Source organism: Streptantibioticus cattleyicolor NRRL 8057 = DSM 46488 (assembly GCF_000240165.1).
Taxonomy (GTDB): domain Bacteria; phylum Actinomycetota; class Actinomycetes; order Streptomycetales; family Streptomycetaceae; genus Streptantibioticus; species Streptantibioticus cattleyicolor.
Window position 1 is genome coordinate 5885076 of record NC_017586.1, and the last position, 20070, is coordinate 5905145.

The window sequence follows — 20070 nt, forward strand, 5'->3', positions numbered from 1 at the left end:
GCCGGCAGGCACCAGACCACGGGAGACCCCATGACCACCACCACGCCCCCGCGAGGGCTCGACCACCCCGCCGTCGGCGCGGTCCTGGCCCGGCTCTACGCGGCGGCCGACCGCGACGACCAGGCCGTGATGGCCCGCGCCCACGCCCGCGCCGCCGAACTGCCCGGCCCGCCCACCGTCGCCCAGACCACCGAACTGTGCGCCGACGCCTCACTGCCGGTGCACCCGAACATCGGCCGCCTGCTGTACCTGCTGGTCCGCGCCATACGCCCGGCCCGCGTCGTCGAGTTCGGCACCTCGTTCGCGACCTCCACCATCCAACTCGCCGCCGCGTTACGCGACAACGGCACCGGAACCGTCACCGGCACCGAACTCGACCCCGGCAAGGCGGAGTGGGCCCGCGCCAACCTCGCCGAGGCGGGACTGGCCGAGTACGCCACCGTCCTGACCGGCGACGCCCGGGAAACCCTGGCCGGCCTGCCCGGCCCGGTCGACCTCGTCCTGCTCGACGGCTGGAAGGAGCTGTACCTGCCCGTATTCGAACTGCTCCAGCCCAAGCTGCGGCCCGGCGCGGTCGTCGTCGCCGACAACCTGCCGCTGCTGCCGCCCGAGTTCCTGGCCCGGGTCCGCGACCGGGCAGGCGGATACCTCTCCGTCACCCTCCCGCTGGGCGACGGCATCGAGATCAGCACCTGGGCAGGGGGCCAGTCATGACCGGCGCACCACGTCAGATCGCCATCGTCGGCGCCGGACCGCGCGGGCTGTCGGTGCTGGAACGGCTCTGCGCCAACGCCGGCCACCTCGGCGCCGGCCCGGTCACCGTCCACGTGGTCGACCCGCACGCCCCCGGCGCCGGCGCGGTGTGGCGCACCGACCAGTCCGGCCACCTGCTGATGAACACCGTCGCCTCGCAGGTGACCGTCTTCAGCGACGACTCGGTGGAGATGGCCGGGCCGGTGCGCCCCGGGCCCAGCCTCTACGAGTGGGCGCGCTTCCTGACCCTGATGGGCCCCTTCGACGACCACGAGCCACGGGTGCTCGCCGAGGCCCGCGACCTCGGCCCGGACGACTACCCCACCCGCGCCTTCTACGGCCGCTATCTGACCTGGGCCTTCCAGCGGGTGGTGAGCACCGCCCCGGCCGGGGTCACCGTCGAGGTGCACCGCTCGGCCGCGGTCGCCCTCGACGACACCGCCCCGAACGGCCCCGACGCACCGCAGACCCTGCGGCTCGCCGACGGCACCGAACTCACCGTGGACGCCGTCGTCCTCGCCCAGGGCCACACCGCCGCCCGGCGCACCCCGCGGGCCGCCCGGCTCGCCGCCTTCGCCGAGGAACACGGCCTGGCCTACCTGCCGCCGGCCAACCCCGCCGACCTCGACCTGTCCTTCGTCGCCCCCGGCGAGAAGGTGCTGCTGCGCGGCCTCGGGCTCAACTTCTTCGACCACATGGCGCTGTTCACCCAAGGCCGCGGCGGCGTCTTCGAACGCGTCGGCACCACCACCGTCTACCACCCCTCCGGCCGCGAACCACGGCTGTACGCCGGATCCCGGCGCGGCATCCCGTACCACTCGCGCGGCGAGAACGAGAAGGGGCCGCACGGCCGCCACCTGCCCCGGCTGCTCACCACCGACCACGTCGCCACCTTGCGCAAGCGCGCCGAGGCCGGCGACCCGGTGGACTTCCGCGCCGAGTTGTGGCCGCTGGTCGCCGCCGAGGTGGAGGCGGTCTACTACGCGGCGCTGCTGCGGGCGCACGGCCGCGTCTCCGACGCCGAGGTGCTCACCGAACGCTATCTCGCCGCCCCGGACGACGCCGGACGCCGCCACCTGCTCGACGCCTACCGCGTCCCCGCCGCCGACCGCTGGGACTGGGACCGGGTGGCCCGCCCGCACCACGGCCGGACCTTCACCGACCAGGCCGACTTCGACCGCTGGCTGCTGGCCTACCTGCGCCGCGACGTGGCCCGGGCCCGGCAGGGCAACGTCAGCGGACCGGTGAAGGCCGCCCTGGACGTCCTGCGCGACCTGCGCAACGAGATCCGCCTCGCGGTCGACCACGCCGGACTCACCGGCGACTCGCACCGCGACCACCTCGACGGCTGGTACACCCCGCTCAACGCCTTCTTGTCGATCGGCCCGCCGGCCTCCCGGATCGAGGAGATGATCGCGCTGATCGAGGCGGGCGTGCTCACCGTGCTCGCCCCGGGCCTGGAGGTCACCGCCGACCCGGCGGCCGGTGCCTTCACCGCCCGCTCCGCCGCGCTCCCCGGCCACCGGGTGTCCGCCTCGGTGCTCGTCGAGGCCCGGCTGCCCGAACCGGACCTGCGCACCACCGCCGACCCGCTGCTGCGCCACCTGCTCGCCACCGGCCAGTGCCGCACCCACCGCGTCCCCACCCCCGGCGCGGCCCCCTACGAGACCGGCGGACTCGCCGTCACCGACCGCCCCTACCACCTGATCGGCGCCGACGGGACGAGCCATCCACGGCGCTTCGCCTACGGGGTGCCCACCGAATCGGTCCACTGGGTGACCGCCGCCGGCATCCGCCCCGGCGTCAACTCCGTGACCCTCGGCGACTCCGACGCCATCGCCCGCGCCGTCCTCGCCCTCACCCCGGCCGGCGCCCCGCTCGCCGACCCGCGTCTGACGGAGGTGACGGCATGACCGCGCCGCAGCCCCCCGAGGCCGACACCGGACTGCTCTCCCCGGTCCGGGCCGGCACCCCGGTGGAACGGGCCGTCGGCGACCGGGCCTGGATCCAGGCGATGCTGGACGCGGAGGCCGCCCTGGCCCGCGCCCAGGCCCGGCTGGGCACCGTCCCCGCCGAGGCCGCCGCCGCCGTCACCGAGGCCGCCCGCGTCGAGCACATCGACGTCACCGCGGTCGCCCGGGGCAGCCGCGAGACCGCCAACCCGGTGGTCGGCCTGGTCCGCGAACTGACCGCCGTGGTGGCCGCCACCGACCCGGCCGCCGCCGAGTACGTCCACCGCGGCTCCACCAGCCAGGACGTCTTCGACACCGGCGCGATGCTGGTGGCCGCCCGGGCGCTGCGGCTGATCCTGGCCGACCTCGGCCGGGTCGCCGACGCCCTCGGCCGGCTCGCCGAGGACCACCGGGACACCCCGATGGCCGGCCGCACCCTCGCCCTGCACGCGGTGCCCACCACCTTCGGGCTCAAGGCGGCCGGCTGGCGCCAACTGGTGCTGGAGGCCGCCGAACGCCTCGGCCGGCTGCTGTACGGCGGGCTGCCGGTCTCCCTCGGCGGCGCCGCCGGCACCCTGGCCGGCTACCTGGAGTACGCCCCGGGGGCCGGCGAGGACTACCCGGCGCGGCTGACCGAGGCGTTCGCCGCCGAGACCGGGCTCGCGGTGCCGGTGCTGCCCTGGCACGCGCTGCGCACCCCCGTCGCGGACCTCGCCTCGGCGCTCGCCATCACCACCGGCGCCCTCGGCAAGATCGCGGTGGACGTCCAGTCGCTGGTCCGCACCGAGGTCGGCGAGGTGGTCGAGCCCACCGTGGAGGGCCGCGGCGCCTCCTCCGCCATGCCGCACAAACGCAATCCCGTGCTGGCCACCATGATGCGCGCCGCCGCGCTTCAAGTCCCGGTGCTGGCGGCCGGGTTGACCGGCGCCATGCTCGCGGAGGACGAACGGTCGGCGGGCGCCTGGCACGCCGAGTGGCAACTGCTGCGCGAGGCCCTGCGACTGGCCGGCGGCGCCGCCCACACCGCGGTCGAACTCGCCGAGGGGCTCGGGGTGCGCCCCGCCCGGATGCGGGAGAACCTGGCGCTCACCGGCAGCCAGGTGGTCTCCGAGCGGATCGCCGCCGCCCTCGCCCCGTACCTCGGGCGCGGCCCGGCCAAGGCGCTGCTGACCCGGGCCTCGGCCCAGGCACAGCGCGCCGGCCGGCCGCTCGGCGAGGTGCTGGCCCGCCACCCGGAGGTCACCAGCCACCTCGACCACGACCGGCTCGCCGGACTCCTCGACCCGGCCCGCTACACCGGCGCCGCCGCCCACCTGGTCGACCGGGCGCTGCGCCACCCGGCCTCCGGACCCGAGGCCACCGCCGCCGAGCCGGACCCCGACACCCCCGACCCGGGCCAACTCGTCCCGGACCACGTGCTGATCTACCCGCACCTGTACACCACCGCCCGCTGACCCCACCCCCTCTCCGTACCGCCACGTGCCCCGCCCCGGACCGGCGGCGAACCGCCCCGGGGCCGGGGCCGGAAAGGAAACACCCGCCATGGCAACGCTCTTCGACCCGCACCGGGCCGGCGCCATCCCGCTGCCCAACCGGGTCGTGATGGCCCCGATGACCCGCAACCGCGCCGACCGCGACGGGGTGCCCACCGACCTGATGGCCCGTTACTACGCGCAGCGGGCCGGCGCCGGACTGATCGTCACCGAATCCGTGTGGATCAGCCCGGACGGCCACGGCGAGGCCGGGGCGCCGGGGCTGCACACCGCCGCCCAGGCCGCCGGGTGGCGTACCGTCACCGACGCCGTGCACCGGGCCGGCGGCCGGATCGTGGCCCAACTGGTCCACACCGGACGCCTGGCCCACCCCGCGCTGCTGCCGCCCGGCGCCGTACCGCTCGCCCCCTCCGCCGTACGGGCCCGGACCGAGACCCGCACCTTCGACGGGCTCGTGCCGTGCGTGACGCCACGGGAGATGACCGAGGAGGAGATCACCGGCGCGGTCGACGCCTTCGCCGCGGCGGCCCGCCGCGCCCTGGACGCCGGCTTCGACGGGGTCGAACTCCAGGGCGCCAACGGCAACTTGATCCACCAGTTCCTCTCCGGCAACGCCAACCTGCGCACCGACGGCTACGGCGGCACCCCGGCGGGACGCATCCGCTTCGCGCTGGAGACGGTGCGGGCGGTGGTGGCGCAGACGGGGCCGGGACGGGTGGGGCTGCGGCTGTCGCCCGGCAGCGACTACGGCGACCTGGCCGAACCCGACCTGCCGGCCGTCCACGGCGCCCTCCTCGACGCCCTGGCCGCCGAGCCGTTGGCCTACCTCCACCTGATCGAGGGCCCCGACCCGGCGGTGGCGGCGCTGGTGCGCGAACGGTGGCCGGCCACCCTGATCGTCAACCCCTGGACCGGCGACGCCCCCACCGACCCGCTCACCGCGACCCGGCGGGTGGCCACCGGCGCCGCCGACGCGGTCAGCTTCGCCCGGATGTTCGCCGCCAACCCCGACCTGCCGGAGCGGCTGCGGCTCGGCGTGCCGCTCAACGACCCCGACCCCGACACCTTCCACGGCGGCGACGCCGCCGGTTACACCGACTACCCCCGCCACCGGGCCGCCGTCGTCGGCGTGTGAGGAGAGACGCGATGAGCCAGCAGACTTCGCCCGCCGCCGACCAGTACGCCGTGATCGGCGACCACTACTCGGACTTCAAGCAGACCGCGCCGCTGGCCCTCCCCGAGCAGCACACCGTGCTGACCAGCCTCGGGGACCTGCGCGGCCTGCGGGTGCTCGACCTCGCCTGCGGACACGGCCACTACACCCGGCTGATCAAACGGGCCGGCGCCGCCGAGGTGGTCGGCGTGGACCTCTCCCCGGTCATGGTGGACCTCGCCCGCGGCGCCGAGGCCGCCGACCCGCTGGGCATCTCCTACCTGGTCGCCGACGCGGTGGACCTGCCGCGGCTGGGCGGCTTCGACGTGGTCAGCGCGGTGTGGCTGCTCAACTACGCCACCACCAAGGACGAGTTGACCGCGATGTTCCGCGGCATCCACCGTAACCTGGTGCCCGGCGGCCGGTTCGCCGCCCTCACCGTGTGGCCCGGCTTCGACGCCAACGGCCCGGCCTGGGACGCCTACGGGCTGCGGGTGGTCTCCGAGACCCCCGACGGCGACCGCGGCGTGCTCGTCACCGACCTGCTCGCCGGTGACCACACCTCCACCATCACCACCTCGCGGTGGAGCGCCGAGGCGGTCGCCGAGTGCCTGCGCGCCGCCGGCTTCGAGTCGTCCGCCTGGCACGGCCCGCGGGTCCCCCAGGAGGCCGTCGACCGCTTCGGCGACGCCTTCTGGGACGACTACCGGGCCAACCCGATGCCCGCCGTGCTCACCGCCACCCGGCCCGCCGAACCGGTGGGCGCCGCCGAGCGCGGCGCCGACGTACGCGACCGGGCGCACCAGCTCAGCGGGCGGCTCGCGGCGGGGGACTGGCACCCCTCCGCACTCGCCCGGCGGGTCGCCGCCCTGCTGCTGACCGCCACCGCCGGCCACGGCGCGCTCACCGCCGCCGCCATCCGCGGCGCGCTGTGGGAGGGCGGCGAGCCGCTGGCGGCCGGCGCCGACGGGGCCCTCGCCCGGCTGCTCGCCGACTCCCTGCCGCTGGTGGAGTCCGGCGACCCCGCCGGGCTGCCGGCCGCCGGCGCCGTCCACGACCTGCTGCGCCAACTCGGCTGAACCGCGCGGGCGGTGGGCGACCGCGGAATTCCGCGCACGCCCACCGCCCGCCCGGCCCGCCATCGCCCCGCCCGGCCCCGGCCCCCGCCGGTGCCGGGCGCAGCCACGAGGCCCCCTCGCCCCCGCCCCGCGAGCCCCGACCGGAAAGGCCCACCGCCATGACCGTCACCGCGCTGGAAACCCCGTCCCTGCACGCCGTACCCGAGGCCGACACCGCCGAACAGGCCGTCGCGCGGCGGCAGTTGTCCGCCGTCCACCGGGTGCCGCTGGCCGCGCTGCGCCCCGCCGACTCGCCCCGCACCGGCCGCCAGGACAGCGCCCACCTGCGGCTGCTCGCCGTCTCCGACGCGACCTTCCCGCCGATCCTGGTGCACCGCCCCACCATGCGCGTCATCGACGGCACCTACCGGCTGAAGGTGGCCGAACTGCGCGGCCAGAGCGAGATCGAGGCCCAGTTCTTCGACGGCACCGCCGAGGAGGCGTTCGTCCTCGCCGTGGAGGCCAACACCGGGCACGGTCTGCCGCTCACCCTCGCCGAACGCACCGCCGCCGCGCTGCGCATCCTGCGCTCGCACCCGCAGTGGTCGGACCGCGCGGTCGCCCGGGTCGCCGGGCTCTCCGACAAGACGGTGGGCTCGCTGCGCCGCCGAGCCCCCGAAGGCATCGGCCCGGCCCCGGCCCGGGTGGGGCTCGACGGCCGGGTGCGCCCGCTGAGCACCGCCGAGGGGCGCCGGGAGGCCGGCCGGCTGCTCACCGAGTCCCCGGGCACCTCACTGCGCCGCATCGCCCAGCAGGCCGGCATCTCCCCGGCCACGGTACGGGACGTACGGGACCGGTTACGGCGCGGCGAGGACCCGGTGCCGGGACGGGAGAGCGCCACGGCGCCGGTACGCCGGGCGGGGCGGACGCCGGGGGAGGGGGCGCCGGTGCGGGAGGTACGGCCGCGCGAGCCGGGGCGGGAGACGGCGGTACGGGAGGCCGCGGCGCGGGAGAGGGCGGCGCGGGAGACGGCGGCGCTCTTCCACAACCTCACCCGCGACCCGGCGCTGCGCCACACCGAGACCGGGCGGCAGATCCTGCGGCTGCTCGGCCCCGGTTCGCTCACCGACGCCCAGTGGCGCACCCTCACCGACGCGGTCCCGGCGCACCGCACCCGGGACGTCGCCGCGCTCGCCGAGGAATGCGCCGATGCGTGGCTGGAGTTCGCCCGAACGCTGCGCGGCCGTTCCGCCGTCGCGCGCTGAGCCCCCGCCCCCGTCCGGCCCGGTGTCAGTACCGGACCTGGCGCAGGCGGGGGCCGTACGGAGCCGAGTCCAGCCAGCGGGCCGCGCGGGGCCAGAGGGGGGCGGCGGTGGCGGCGGCGCGCTGGGTCCAGCGCTGGCGCAGCCGGGGCGCCGCGAGGTGGTCGAGGGCGGCGCCGGCCGCGCGGACGTTGCGTTCGGCGGCGGCCCGCCGGGCGACGGCGTAGCCGGCCACCGGGTCACCGGGGGCGGCCGGGGAGGCTCCCCGGGCCCGGACCGCCCGCGCGGCCTCGACGGCGTCGGCGATGCCGGAGTTCATCCCCCGGGCGCCGAACGGGGGCAGCAGGTGGGCCGCCTCGCCGGCCAGCAGGACGCGGTGGAACGGGTCGGTGAAGCGTTCCGCCACCCGCTGCTGGAACCGGTAGACCGAGGACCACACCGGCCGCGGGCGCCGTATGCCGGGGAGCACGTCGGGGAGCCAGTCGGCGGCGGAGGCGGCGAACCCCTGGGCGTCGTCACCGGGGCGGCACTGCACGTCCACCCGCCAGCCCCCGCGGAACGGCACCAGGAGGACGTTGCGGCCCCCCACGGCGGGGTGCCGGTAGTGGAAGACCCGTTCGGCGGGGAGCGGCGACGGCCCGTCGGCGACGTCCACCACGACGAACTCGGTGGCCGACGCGGTACCCGCCAGCGCGATGCCGAGGCGTTCCCGGACCACCGAGCGGGCGCCGTCCGCCGCGATGACGTGGCGGGCCTCGTGGGCGGCGCCGGAAGCGGTCACCAGACGCACCCCGTCCTCGGCCACCGCCACCTCGCGCACCGGGTCCGCCCACCCGAACTCCACCCCGGCCGCCTCGCAGGCCCGGCGCAGCAGGTCCTCCACCACGGTCTGCGGCAGGCTGGTGAACGGGGCCCCGGCGGCCGGGGCGCGGTAGGCGCGGGCGTACACCTCCCGGCCGGCCCACAGCGTGCGCCGGGTGTCCCACACCAGCCCGCGGGAGGCGACCTCGCCGCCGAGTCCGGGGCTGATCCGGTCCAGCAGTTCCAAGGTGGCGCGGTGCACGAAGATGGCGCGGCTGCCTGGGCGCCGCGCCCGGTGGTCCCGGGCCTCCAGCACCAGCGCCGGCAGGCCCTGGCTCCGGGCGGCGAGCGCCGCGCTCAGCCCCACCGGTCCGGCGCCGGCCACGATCAGCTCCCTCATGCCGCCCACGTCCCGGTGGCGGTGAGGCGGGCCGGCACGACCGCCGGGTCGAACTCCTCGGTGACCAGGAGCGGCGCCTCCTCGTCGAGCCGGAGCAGATAGCCGCGGCGCACCGCGCGGTACGGGCCGTGGGCCCCGGGCCACCAGGCCAGCTCGACCAGGAGCGGCACCCGGCGCTGGCCGGCGGCGCGTACCGCCGCCGCGGCCCCCATCGGCACCGTGCGCCCGGTGACCGCGGCGGCCAGCGCGGGACGGCCGGGCAGCCGGCCGACGACCAGGTTGCGGGAGACCAACCTGCCCCGCCCGGTGCGCAGTTCGCTGCGGCGCACCAGGCACGCCTCGCCCGGCGGCAGCCGCAGCTGCGTCCGCAGCCGCGCGTCGAGCGGCCCGGGGTCGGTCACCTCCTGGGCGGTGACCCGGACCCGCAGCGGGACGCCGAGCCGGGCCTGGAGGGCGTCGGTGGTGGAGCCCGCGCGGCCCAGCAGCCGCCGGGTGAACGGGTCGGCGAAGCCGTCCGGCGGCAGCCCGCGGGCCGCGGTCGCGGCCGGTACGGCGTGGTCGACGGCCATCGGTGGCCCTCCTTCACAGGCGGTCGCGGTACCCAGTGCCGCGTCAGCCAGGGTTTGCCCCGTCGCGACGCCCGGCACGGCGCCTCGCGGCGTTGCCGGACCAGCCGAGTAGGCCCCGGGGGTACCCCGCGGGGCAGGGGGAGAGGCTGGTCCGGCGCCTTGCGATGCACCGCACCGGACGCCGCTCCTCACCGGGCGAACCCTGGCTGACGCGGCACTGGACATGGAGCACGGGCCGCGCTGGGACCGCGGCCCGTGCGTCGGTGGGGCGGGCCGCCACGGGAGGCGGCGGCCCGGCCGGATCAGGCGGACGGGGTGTAGTTCCCCGGGGTCAGCCGGGCGGTGATGGCCACTCGGTTGTAGGCGTTGATCACCGTGATCGCCCAGACCAGCTGGGCCAGTTGGGCCTCGCCGAAGACGTTGACCGCGTGCTCGTACACCTCGTCGGGCACATGGCCGTCGTGCACCAGGGTGATGGCCTCGGTCAGGGCCAGGGCGGCGCGCTCCCGGTCGTCGAAGAACGGGGTCTCCTCCCAGGCGTTGAGCGCGTAGATGCGCTGCTCGGTCTCGCCCGCCGCCCGGGCGTCGAGGGCGTGCATGTCGAGGCAGAACGCGCAGCCGTTGATCTGCGAGGCGCGGATGCGCACCAGCTCCAGCAGGCTCTTCTCCAGCCCGGCCTCCTCGGCGGCCTTGGCCGCGGTGCCGGCCAGCCGGTTCATCACGGCGTAGGTGGGGGCGGAGAGGTCCTTGAGGTTCAGGCGCTTGGAATTCTTCGAAGTCATGCCCTGAACGCTAGGAGCCCGGGCGCGGTGAGCACCAGCGTTCAACCGGGTGGTGGTTGAACGCCGGCCACCGGAGCGGGCGTTGGACGGCCGCGAGAGGGCGGTGACCCTTGGCGCGCACGGGTTGACACCGAGATAGCTCACGGAAAAGATAAATATCGGCAGGCAGGAGAGGGTGCCCCGGCGGAGTGATCCGCCGGGGCATGCCCTTCCCCTCCGCCGCGTCACCGGCGGCGCCCCGAAGGCCCCGTGCGCCACGCACCGCCCGTCTCCACCAGTGCCCCGCGCCGCCGCACCTCCGCTCCCTCGCACTGCCCTTCTCCATGCCCCCGTGGCCGCGCCCCGCCCACCGGCGGACGCCCGGCCCGTGCCAGGCACCGACTGACGAAACGGTTGGAAGCAGATGACAGAGTTGATGACCGGCGGCCCGCTGACCGCGGGCACGCCCGAGGCGTCGGAACACCTGCGCGAGATCCTGCGCTGGCACTTCGACCCGCGCACCGGCTCGCCGTTCTGGCTGCGCAAGGCCCGCGACCTGGACTTCGACCCGCTCAACGACATCCACCACATCGCCGATCTGCGCCGCTTCCCCGACGTCAGCGGCGAACTGCGCACCGTCCCGGTGGAGGACCTGGTCCCCGAGGGCCACGTCGACCGCTTCTTCGAGGTGTTCGAGTCCGGCGGCACCGTCGGCGCCCCCAAGCGCGTGGTCGACAGCGTCTCGCGCACCCTCAACGTCGACTGGGTCAGCACCGTCCTCGCCGACCACGGCTTCCCCGCCCACGGCCACTGGCTGCACGTCGGACCCACCGGCCCGCACGTCGTCGGACGCACCGTCAAACGCCTGGCGGAGCTGCGCGGCGCGATGTGCTTCACCCTCGACTTCGACCCGCGCTGGGTGAAGCGGCTGATCGGCTCCGGCCGCACCGCGCTCGCCGACGAGTACCGCGACTACCTGCTCGACCAGGTCGAACTCGTGGCCCGCTCGCAGGACGTCAAGGTCCTCTTCATCACCCCGCCGGTGCTGGAGGCGCTGTGCGCCCGGCCCGCCCTGTACGAACGGCTCGCCTCGACCGTCGAGGGCATCCTGTGGGCCGGCACCAGCATCAGCCCCGAGACGCTGCGCCAGATCGAGGAGACCTTCTTCCCGCGCGCCAAGGTGGCCGCCATCTACGGCAACACCATCATGGGCATCGCCCCGCAGCGCCCCCGCGCCGAGGGCGACGAGTTCCCCTGCGTCTTCCGCCCGTTCTTCCCGCAGTCCGTGGTGGAACTGGTCGACCCGGGGACCGGCGAACCGGTCGGCTACGGCGAACGCGGCCAGGTCCGCATCCACCTGCTCAGCCGCGACATGTTCCTGCCCAACGTGCTGGAGCGGGACACCGCGGTACGGGTCCGCCCGGCGCCCGGCGACACCGTCGACGGCCTCGCCGACGTCGGACCGCTGCGCGACGCCGACGCCCCCGCGGTCATCGAAGGGGTCTACTGATGACCGGCGCCCCACCGCTCGCCGTGGTCGAGCCGGTGATCGGCGGCGCGGACGCCCCCAGCCGCGACCGCGCGCGACTCACCGCGGTCGACGGCACCCCGCTGGCCGAGATCGGCCTCGCCCCCCGGCTCCTCGCCCTCGCCGCGGTGGGCCGGGTACGGGCCGCGGCCGGCGGGCCGCCACCGGCCGCCGAGGTCTTCGCCCGGGCCGGAGAACTCTTCGCCACCGCCGAACTCGCCGGCGAGAGCGTCGAGGAGTACCGGCGCCGGGTCACCATGGCCACCGGCACCCCCGGCCCCGCCATCACCCGGGCCGTCGCCGGCATCCGCGCCGCCCTCGGCATGACCGACCGCCTCAACCGGGCCGAACTCCCCGCCGAGTTCGCCGTCCCCGGCTACGCCACCCGCTGGGTGCCGCGCGGCACCGTGCTCGCCGCCATCGTCCCCAACAACCACCCCGAACCCAACGTCACCTGGGTCCGCGCGCTCTCCCTGGGCGCCAGCGTGCTGGTCCGCCCGGGCAGCAAGGACCCGTTCACCCCGCGCCGGCTGCTGGCCGCGCTGCTGGCCGCCGGGCTCGACCCGGACCGGGCCGCGTTCCTGCCCGGCGGCCACGAGGTCGGCGAACACCTGCTGCAACAGGCCGATTTGGGGCTGGTCTACGGCGGCCCGGACGCGGTGGCCCGCTGGACCACCCGCGCCGACGTCCTGGTCCGCGGCCCCGGCCGCAGCAAGGCCCTGGTCGGCCCCGACCCCGACGACGACCTCCTGGACCACCTGACCGAGTGGATCGCCGACGACGGCGGGGTGCGCTGCAACAACATCTCGGTGGTGCTCACCTCCGGCCCGGTCCGGCCGCTCGCCGACCGCCTCGCCGCCCGGCTCGCCGCGCTCCCCGTGCTGCCGCTGCTGGACGAGAAGGCCACCTTGCCCGCCACCGGACGCCAGGCCGCCACCGCCCTGCGCGACCACCTCACCCGGATCACCGCCGGCACCACCGACCACAGCACCCCGCGCTACGACGAGGGACCGCTGGCCGACCCCGGCGACGGCACCACGGTGCTACGGCCGATGGTGCTCTCCACCGAGGACCCGGCACACCCGCTGATCGGCACCGAACTGCCGTTCCCCTTCGTGGTCGTCGCCCCCTGGCGCCCGCAGGACGGCACCCGGCCGCTGCGCGACTCGCTGGTGGTCAGCATCCCCGACGACCACGCCGAACTGGCCGAGGCCGCGCTGCGCGAACCCACCGTGCGCAAGGTGGTCACCGGCCGCGTCCGCCCCTGGTCCTCGGTACCGGAACTGCCGCACGACGGCAGCCTCGCCACCTTCCTGCTCGAACCCAAGGGCCTGGTCACCGACGCGGCGGACCGTTGACCCCGCATCCCACGGTGCCACCCGCGCAACGCCCCCGCGGGGCCGCCCCACCCGCCCCGCGCCGGGCCCGCGGTGACCGTGCCGCCCGCCGCGCCGACACAAAGAGACGAGCCATGATCCTCACCGAGACCCCGCCCGGGACACCACCCACCACCCCGGGCGCCCCCTCCGCCACCATCCCACCGGCCGCCAACTGGCGCACCCTGCCCGCCGTCCAGCAACCCACCTGGTCCGACCCGGCGCTCGCCGCCCGGGTCATGGACCACCTGGCCCTCCAGCCCTCGCTCACCGCACCCGCCGACGTCCGCCGGCTGGGCGCCGCGCTCGCCCACGTCAGCGCCGGCCGCGCCTTCCTGGTCCAGGCCGGCGACTGCGCCGAGCCGGTGGGCGCCGCCGGACTCGCCGCGGTACGCGGCAAACACCGCGTCATCGGCGAGATGGCCGAGATCATCAGCAGCGCCTGGAACGCCCCCACGGTCACCGTCGGCCGGATCGCCGGACAGTACGCCAAACCCCGCTCCCAGCCCCAGGAGACCGTCGACGGCCGCACCCTGCCGGTCTTCCGCGGCTCCATGGTCAACGCCCCCGAGCCCGACCCCGCCGCCCGCCGGCACGACCCGCGCCGGATGCTCACCGCCTACCACACCGCCCGCGGCGTCCTCGGCGAACTCCACCTGATCGCCCACGAGACCGCCTCCGGCCAGCTGTCCGAGCTGTGGGCGCCGGACGCCGAACCGTGGACCGGCCAACTGCCCACCCGCCCCTGGGACGGCACGCTGCGCTCCATCGTCCGCGACTACGGCCAGACCCGCCGCACCGACGGCACCTGGCGGCGCACCGGGATGTGGACCAGCCACGAGGCGCTCGTCCTCGACTACGAGCAGGCGTTCGTCCGGCTCGACCCGTTCACCGGAGAGCACTACCTGCTCTCCACCCACCAGCCGTGGATCGGCGAACGCACCCGGCAGACCGACGGCGCCCACGTCGCCTTCGCCGCCCGGATCGCCAACCCGGTCGGCCTGAAGGTCGGACCCGACGCCGACCCGGCCACCGTGGTCGAGCTGTGCCGCAGGCTCGACCCGCACCGCCGCCCCGGCCGGCTCACCCTCATCACCAGGATGGGCGCCGCCCGGGTCCGCGACCGGCTGCCGCGCATCGTCCGCGCGGTCGAGGAGGCCGGCCACGAAGTGGTCTGGGCCTGCGACCCGATGCACGGCAACACGGTCACCGAGGGCGGTCGCAAGACCCGCCACCTGTCCGCCGTCCACGACGAGATCCGGGGCTTCTTCGAGGTCCTGCGCCGGGCCGGCCAGTGGCCCGGCGGCGTCCACCTGGAGGTGGCCGGCGACCACGTCACCGAGTGCCTGGGCGACCACGGCCCCAAGGACGCCGCCGGCCTCGCCCGCGCCTACCGCACCCTGTGCGACCCGCGCCTCAACGACGACCAGGCCCGCGCCACCGCCGGCCTCATCGCCGACCTGATCGCCCGGGGCTGACCGCCCGCCGCCGCCCGCCGATCCGCGCCGCGACCCGGCGCCGGACGACCCCAGGGAAGCCGTGTGATGAGAACCCTGCTGATCGACAACTACGACTCCTACACCTACAACCTCTTCCAGCTCATCGCCGAGGTCAACGGCGAGGAACCGGTGGTCGTCACCAACGACGCCCCCGGCGCCGCCGACCTCGACCTGTCCGCCTTCGACAACATCGTCATCTCACCGGGCCCCGGCCACCCCGCCCGCCCACGGGACTTCGGGGTCTCCGCCCGCATCCTGGCCCGCGCCGACATCCCGGTGCTCGGCGTCTGCCTGGGCCACCAGGGCATCGCGGCCGGCGAGGGCGCCGAGGTCGGACCGGCCCCCGCCGCCCGCCACGGCTACCTCAGCCAGGTCACCCACGACGGCAAGGACATCTTCGCCGGACTGCCGCAGGGGTTCACCGCGGTGCGCTACCACTCGCTGCGCGTGGACGAACCGCTGCCCGCCGTGCTGGAGGCCACCGCCTGGTCCGAGGACGGCGTGGTGATGGGGCTGCGCCACCGCGAACGACCCGTGTGGGGCGTGCAGTTCCACCCCGAGTCGGTCTCCACCGAGTACGGCCGCGAGATGCTCGCCAACTTCCGCGACCTGACCGCCGCCCACCACGCCGCCCACCCGCGCCCGGCCACCGCCGACCGCCCCGCGCCGCCGACCGCCCCGCAACCCGCCCCCGTACCCGCCCTGCTGCCCGAGGACACCGGGCCCGCCACCCCGTACCGGGTCCACCTGCGCAGCATCGAGACCGCCATCGACACCGAGGCCGCCTTCACCCACCTGTACGCCGGATCGGCCACCCCCGCCTTCTGGCTGGACAGCGCCCACGTCGAACCCGGCCGCTCCCGCTTCTCCTTCCTCGGCGACGCCGCCGGACCGCTGGCCGAGACCGTCCGCTACCGCACCGAGGACAAGGAGGTCGAGGTGGTCCGCCCGGGCCGGCTGCCGCAGCGCGTGCCCGGCACCGTCTTCGACTACCTCCAGGCCCAACTGCGCCGCCGCCGCACCGACGTTCCCGACCTGCCCTTCGGCTTCACCGGCGGCTACGTCGGCTACTTCGGCTACGAACTCAAGGCCGACCTCGGCTCCGCCAACAAACACACCTCGCCCACCCCCGACGCCACCTGGATCTTCGCCGACCGGGTCATCGCCGTCGACCACCAGGACGACACCACCTACCTGCTGGCGCTCAGCGACGGCACCCCGCAGACCGAGGCCGCCGCCGTCGCCTGGCTGGAGTCCACCGCCGCCGCGGTGCTCTCGCTGCCGCCCGCGCTGCGCACCGCCGACCAGCCCGCGGCCCCCGACGACTCCGCCGAACCCTTCCTCACCCACGACCGCGAGCACTACCGCGCCCGCATCGCCGACATCCACCAGCAGCTCAACGCCGGCGAGAGCTACGAGGTCTGCCTGACCACCTCGGCGTGGCTCCCCGTCGAGGAGGACGGCTACCAGTTCTACCGCGGGCTGCGGCACGCCAACCCGGCACCGTACGCCGCCTACCTGCGCCTGGGCGAGGTGGAGATCGCCAGCTCCTCGCCCGAGCGGTTCTTGACGATCGACCGCTCCGGCACCGTGGAGACCAAACCCATCAAGGGCACCGTGCCGCGCGACGCCGACCCGGCCGAGGACGAGCGGCTGCGCGCCTCGCTCGCCGCCAGCCCCAAGACCCGGGCCGAGAACCTGATGATCGTCGACCTGCTCCGCAACGACCTGGGACGGGTCTGCGAGGTCGGCAGCGTGCACGTGCCGCGGCTGATGGCCACCGAAACCTACGCCTCCGTCCACCAGTTGGTCTCCACCATCCAGGGCCGGCTGCGCCCCGGCACCGACGCGGTGGACGCGGTGCGCGCCTGCTTCCCCGGCGGCTCCATGACCGGCGCCCCCAAGCTGCGCACCATGGAGATCATCGACGAGCTGGAGACCGAGGCCCGCGGCGTCTACTCCGGATCCATCGGCTTCCTGTCCGTCAACGGCACCGCCGACCTCAACATCGTCATCCGCACCGCCGTCCGCGTCGGCGACCGGTGGCGGGTCGGCGCAGGCGGCGCCATCGTCCTCGACTCCGACGCCGACGAGGAGTACGAGGAGATGCTCCTCAAGGCCAGCGCGCCGCTGCGCGCCTACCGGCCCGCCGGCGAACTCGCGGCCTGACCCCCGCCGCCGGCCCGGCCCACGGCCGGGGCACCGCCACCCCGGCCGCCCGGCCCGGCGGCCCGGCCCCCGCACCCCGACAGGAGCCCACCCGATGAACATGGCCGAAGACCTCGCGGCCCTGGCCCTGGGCCGCGGCTGGACGGACCGGCCCGCCTACTACGAAGCAGACCGCGTCATCACCCACGGGCAGCTGCACGACCTGGCCGCCCGCGCCGCCACCGTACTCGCCGACGCCGGGGTCACCCCCGCCCGGCGGGTGCTGATCGCCCTGCCGGACGGCATCGCCTGGGTCACCGCGTTCCTGGCCACCGCCCGCCTCGGCGCCACCGCCGTCCTGGTCAACCCCGCGCTCACCGCCGCCGACCACGCCTTCCTCGCCGCCGACAGCGAAACGTACCTCGCCGTCACCGAGGCCCCGCTCGCCGACCGGTTCACCGGCATCCGCCACCTCGACGGCGCCGCGCTGCCGCGGCTGGCCGCGGCCCGACCGCCCGCCCCCGCCGCCGAGGTCGCCCCCGACCACCCGCTCTACATCCAGTACACCTCCGGCACCACCTCCCGCGCCAAGGGCGTCGTCCACCGGCACGCCGACCCCGCCGCCTACCACGCCGGCGCCGGAGCCCAGGTGCTGCGGATCGGCCCGGACGACGTGACGCTCTCGGTCTCCAAGCTCTTCTACGCCTACGGCTTCGGCAACGCCCTGGCCTTCCCGCTGCACTCCGGCGGCTCCGCCGTCCTGGTGCCCGGGCCGCCCCGCCCGCCGGTCGTCGCCGCGCTCGTCGCCCGGCACCGGGTCAGCCACCTGTACGCGGTGCCCTCCGCGCTGGCCAACCTCCTGGCCGAGACCGACCCGGCAGACTTCCGCAGCGTCCGCGCCGTGATCACGGCCGGCGAACCGCTCGGCGCCCAACTGGCCGACCGTGTCGGCGAGTTCCTCGGCGCCCCGCTCTACGACCAGCTCGGCTCCACCGAAGCCGGCCACGCCATCTGCACCAACGGCCCGGCCTGCCACGTACCCGGCACCGTCGGCCGCCCGGCACCCGGCTTCCGGATCGAACTGCGCGACCGCGCCGGCCGCCCGGTCCCGGACGGCACCGAGGGCGAGATGTGGGTCCACGGCCCCACCGTCACCCCCGGCTACCTCGGCCGCCCCGCCGAGACCGCCCGGCTGATCGTCGACGGCTGGCTCAACACCCGCGACCGCGCCGTCCGCAACCCCGACGGCACCTACCGCCACCTCGGCCGCACCGACGACCTGGAGATGGTCGGCGGCATCACCGTCTCCCCGCTGGAGATCGAGCAGGTGCTGGCCGGCCACCCCGGGGTCCGCGACGTGGCCGTGGCCAGCATCGGCAACGAACGCGGCGCCACCAAACTGCGTGCCTTCGTCGTCCCGCGCCGCCCGGTCAGCGACCCGGAGGCGTTCGCCACCGAACTCACCGGGCTCGCCCGCCGCCGCCTGGCCCCCTACAAGGTGCCGCGCGGCGTCGAGCTGGTCCCGTCTCTACCCCGCACCGCCACCGGCAAGCTCCAGCGCTTCCTCGTCCGCCAAGGCAGCTGGTGATCCGGCGGCCACCGGAAAAGACCTTCCTCTCCTTCCACAGAAAGCAGCCGACCATGTTCTCCACCACCCTCCCGGAAAAGGCCTTCTACCTCGGACACCTGTGGGAGAAGGCGGCCGAACGGCACGGCGGCGTCCCGGTCGTCCTCGACCAGCCGCTGGCCACCTTCCCCGACCGCGGCACCGACCTCACCTACGCCACGCTCGCCGACATCGTCGACGACCTCGCCGCCCGGCTGTGGCACCTGGGGGTCCGCCCCACCGAGCGGGTCGCGGTGCACAAGACCGACAACTTCGACATCGCGCTGCTGGCCAGCGCCGTCGCCCGGATCGGCGGGGTCCCGGTGATGCTCTCCTCCGCGCTCCCCGGCGAGATCGTCGGCACCCTGCTGCGCCGCCTCGACCAGCCCTGGCTCATCAGCGACGCCGCCAAACTCGCCGGCCCGCTGGACGGCGTACCGGTCGGCGACCTCTCCCGCCAGGTGCTGCTGGCCGGCACCGAGGGCTACGGCGACCTGAGCCTCCTGGCCGAACTGACCGGCCTGCCGCGCCGCCCCGCGGTCAAGCTGCACCGCACCCAGCCCGCGCTGATCACCCACAGCTCCGGCACCACCGGCGTCAACAAGCTGATGGTGCACACCGCCCGCGCCCTCTTCCACCGGCTGCTGCCGCAGCAGATGATCGCCTGGCCGATCCGGCGCAAGGAGACCGCCGCCTTGTGCATGTCCTTCGTGCACTCGCGGTTCTACCACTCGCTCGGTGTCTTCCTGAACTACGGCAACCCGCTGGTCGTCCTCGTCGACCCGGACCCGGACGTGATCGCCCCGATCTTCAACCGCACCCGCCCCGGGCTGGTGGAGACCCACCCCAACAACTTCATCCAGTGGGAGGACCTCGCCGACGCCCCCGGCGCCCCGCTGTCCAGCGTCCGCTACTACAGCAGCACCTTCGACGCCATCCACCCGCGCACCATCCAGCGCCTGCTCGCCGCCTCGCGCCGCCGCCGCCCGCTGCTCGTCCAGCTCTACGGGCAGAGCGAGACCGGCCCCATCTCCGGCGCCTGGTACACCGAGAAGAGCGCCGCGAAGAACGACGGCCGGGACGTCGGCTACGTCCTGCCCGGCTTCATCAAGCTGCGGGTGGTCGACGAGAACGGCAAGCCGGTGCGGCGCGGCGAGCCCGGCCAGCTCGAACTGCGCGGACGCGGCCGGATCCTGACCTACCTCGGCGAGGACGAGCGCTACCGCAAGCAGCTCGACGGCGACTGGTGGCGCCTGGGCGACATGGGCCGCCTCGGCCGGTTCGGCAAACTCCACCTGATCGACCGGGAGATCGACCAGATCGACTCCATCGACAGCAACCTGGAGGTCGAGGACGTCCTGATGTCCCGGCTGGACGAGCTGCTGGAGGTCGTCGTCGTCCCCGGCGCCGGCGACGAGCCGGTGCCGGTGGTCTGCACCCGCCGCGACGCCCCGCTGGACCCGGAGCGCTGGGCGCGGGCCACCGCCGACCTGCCGGCCATGGCCGCGCCGCTGCACTGGCCGTTCCACCAGGTGCCGCGCACCTCCACCTGGAAGGTGCAGCGGGTGGCGATCTCCCGGATGCTGCGGGACGGGACGGCGCCCCGGCCGGTCACCGCCGAACCGGCCCGGTCGGCCGCCTGACCCGGACCTCCCGCACCCACCGGCCGGCCCGCCTGGGGGAGCGCGGCGCCCCGCCCGCCGCGCCCCCC

General features: G+C 75.7%; 15 protein-coding genes. 12 read left to right on the top strand and 3 right to left on the bottom strand.

Annotated elements, in window-relative coordinates; translation table 11 throughout:
- Positions 1-30 precede the first annotated feature (30 nt).
- The 6 genes from SCATT_RS25950 to SCATT_RS25975 all read left to right on the top strand — a co-directional run bounded on the left by SCATT_RS25950 (position 31) and on the right by SCATT_RS25975 (position 7674).
- The gene (locus tag SCATT_RS25950; RefSeq protein WP_014146180.1) at positions 31-714 is read left to right on the top strand and encodes an O-methyltransferase; all 684 of its coding nucleotides are present in this window, start codon (positions 31-33) and stop codon (positions 712-714) included.
- Complete coding sequence (locus SCATT_RS25955; protein WP_014146181.1) at positions 711-2666, top strand: FAD/NAD(P)-binding protein; 1956 nt, start codon at positions 711-713, stop codon at positions 2664-2666. Before SCATT_RS25950 ends, SCATT_RS25955 begins: the two co-directional genes overlap by 4 nt.
- Entirely contained in the window at positions 2663-4159 is a 1497-nt protein-coding gene (gene pcaB, locus SCATT_RS25960) for a nitrosuccinate lyase (RefSeq protein WP_014146182.1), read from the top strand. Before SCATT_RS25955 ends, pcaB begins: the two co-directional genes overlap by 4 nt.
- A gap of 88 nt (positions 4160-4247) precedes the next feature.
- Complete coding sequence (locus SCATT_RS25965; protein WP_014146183.1) at positions 4248-5333, top strand: alkene reductase; 1086 nt, start codon at positions 4248-4250, stop codon at positions 5331-5333.
- Between the two features lie 11 nt (positions 5334-5344).
- Positions 5345-6430 carry a class I SAM-dependent methyltransferase gene (locus SCATT_RS25970; protein WP_014146184.1) on the top strand — a complete coding sequence of 362 codons (1086 nt, stop codon included), beginning with the start codon at positions 5345-5347 and terminating at the stop codon, positions 6428-6430.
- A gap of 158 nt (positions 6431-6588) precedes the next feature.
- Positions 6589-7674, top strand: coding sequence for a ParB/RepB/Spo0J family partition protein (locus SCATT_RS25975; protein WP_014146185.1), 1086 nt, complete (start codon positions 6589-6591; stop codon positions 7672-7674).
- Positions 7675-7699: 25 nt separating this feature from the next.
- Here the strand turns inward: SCATT_RS25975 and SCATT_RS25980 are convergent, their stop codons facing one another.
- The 3 genes from SCATT_RS25980 to SCATT_RS25990 form a co-directional block, all read right to left on the bottom strand.
- Positions 7700-8872, bottom strand: coding sequence for an FAD-dependent monooxygenase (locus tag SCATT_RS25980; RefSeq protein WP_014146186.1), 1173 nt, complete (start codon positions 8870-8872; stop codon positions 7700-7702).
- A complete protein-coding gene (locus SCATT_RS25985) occupies positions 8869-9441 on the bottom strand; it encodes a hypothetical protein (RefSeq protein ID WP_014146187.1) in 573 nt (190 codons plus the stop codon). Before SCATT_RS25985 ends, SCATT_RS25980 begins: the two co-directional genes overlap by 4 nt.
- A 302-nt stretch (positions 9442-9743) precedes the next feature.
- The gene (locus tag SCATT_RS25990; protein ID WP_014146188.1) at positions 9744-10223 is read right to left on the bottom strand and encodes a carboxymuconolactone decarboxylase family protein; all 480 of its coding nucleotides are present in this window, start codon (positions 10221-10223) and stop codon (positions 9744-9746) included.
- Between the two features lie 415 nt (positions 10224-10638).
- On the opposite strand from SCATT_RS25990, the gene SCATT_RS25995 reads away from it, so the two are divergent.
- From SCATT_RS25995 to SCATT_RS26020, 6 genes are all read left to right on the top strand, one after another.
- Positions 10639-11712 carry an AMP-binding protein gene (locus tag SCATT_RS25995; RefSeq protein WP_014146189.1) on the top strand — a complete coding sequence of 358 codons (1074 nt, stop codon included), beginning with the start codon at positions 10639-10641 and terminating at the stop codon, positions 11710-11712.
- Positions 11712-13088, top strand: a complete 1377-nt coding sequence (locus SCATT_RS26000; protein WP_014146190.1) for an aldehyde dehydrogenase family protein — start codon at positions 11712-11714, stop codon at positions 13086-13088. The genes SCATT_RS25995 and SCATT_RS26000 overlap by 1 nt, the downstream gene beginning before the upstream one ends.
- 113 nt (positions 13089-13201) lie before the next feature.
- Positions 13202-14584, top strand: a complete 1383-nt coding sequence (locus SCATT_RS26005; RefSeq protein ID WP_014146191.1) for a 3-deoxy-7-phosphoheptulonate synthase class II — start codon at positions 13202-13204, stop codon at positions 14582-14584.
- Positions 14585-14650: 66 nt separating this feature from the next.
- The gene (pabB, locus tag SCATT_RS26010) at positions 14651-16774 is read left to right on the top strand and encodes an aminodeoxychorismate synthase component I (RefSeq protein ID WP_041824979.1); all 2124 of its coding nucleotides are present in this window, start codon (positions 14651-14653) and stop codon (positions 16772-16774) included.
- A gap of 94 nt (positions 16775-16868) precedes the next feature.
- Entirely contained in the window at positions 16869-18341 is a 1473-nt protein-coding gene (locus tag SCATT_RS26015) for an AMP-binding protein (protein WP_014146193.1), read from the top strand.
- A 53-nt stretch (positions 18342-18394) separates the two neighbouring features.
- A complete protein-coding gene (locus SCATT_RS26020) occupies positions 18395-20002 on the top strand; it encodes a class I adenylate-forming enzyme family protein (RefSeq protein WP_014146194.1) in 1608 nt (535 codons plus the stop codon).
- The last annotated feature ends 68 nt before the right edge of the window (positions 20003-20070 follow it).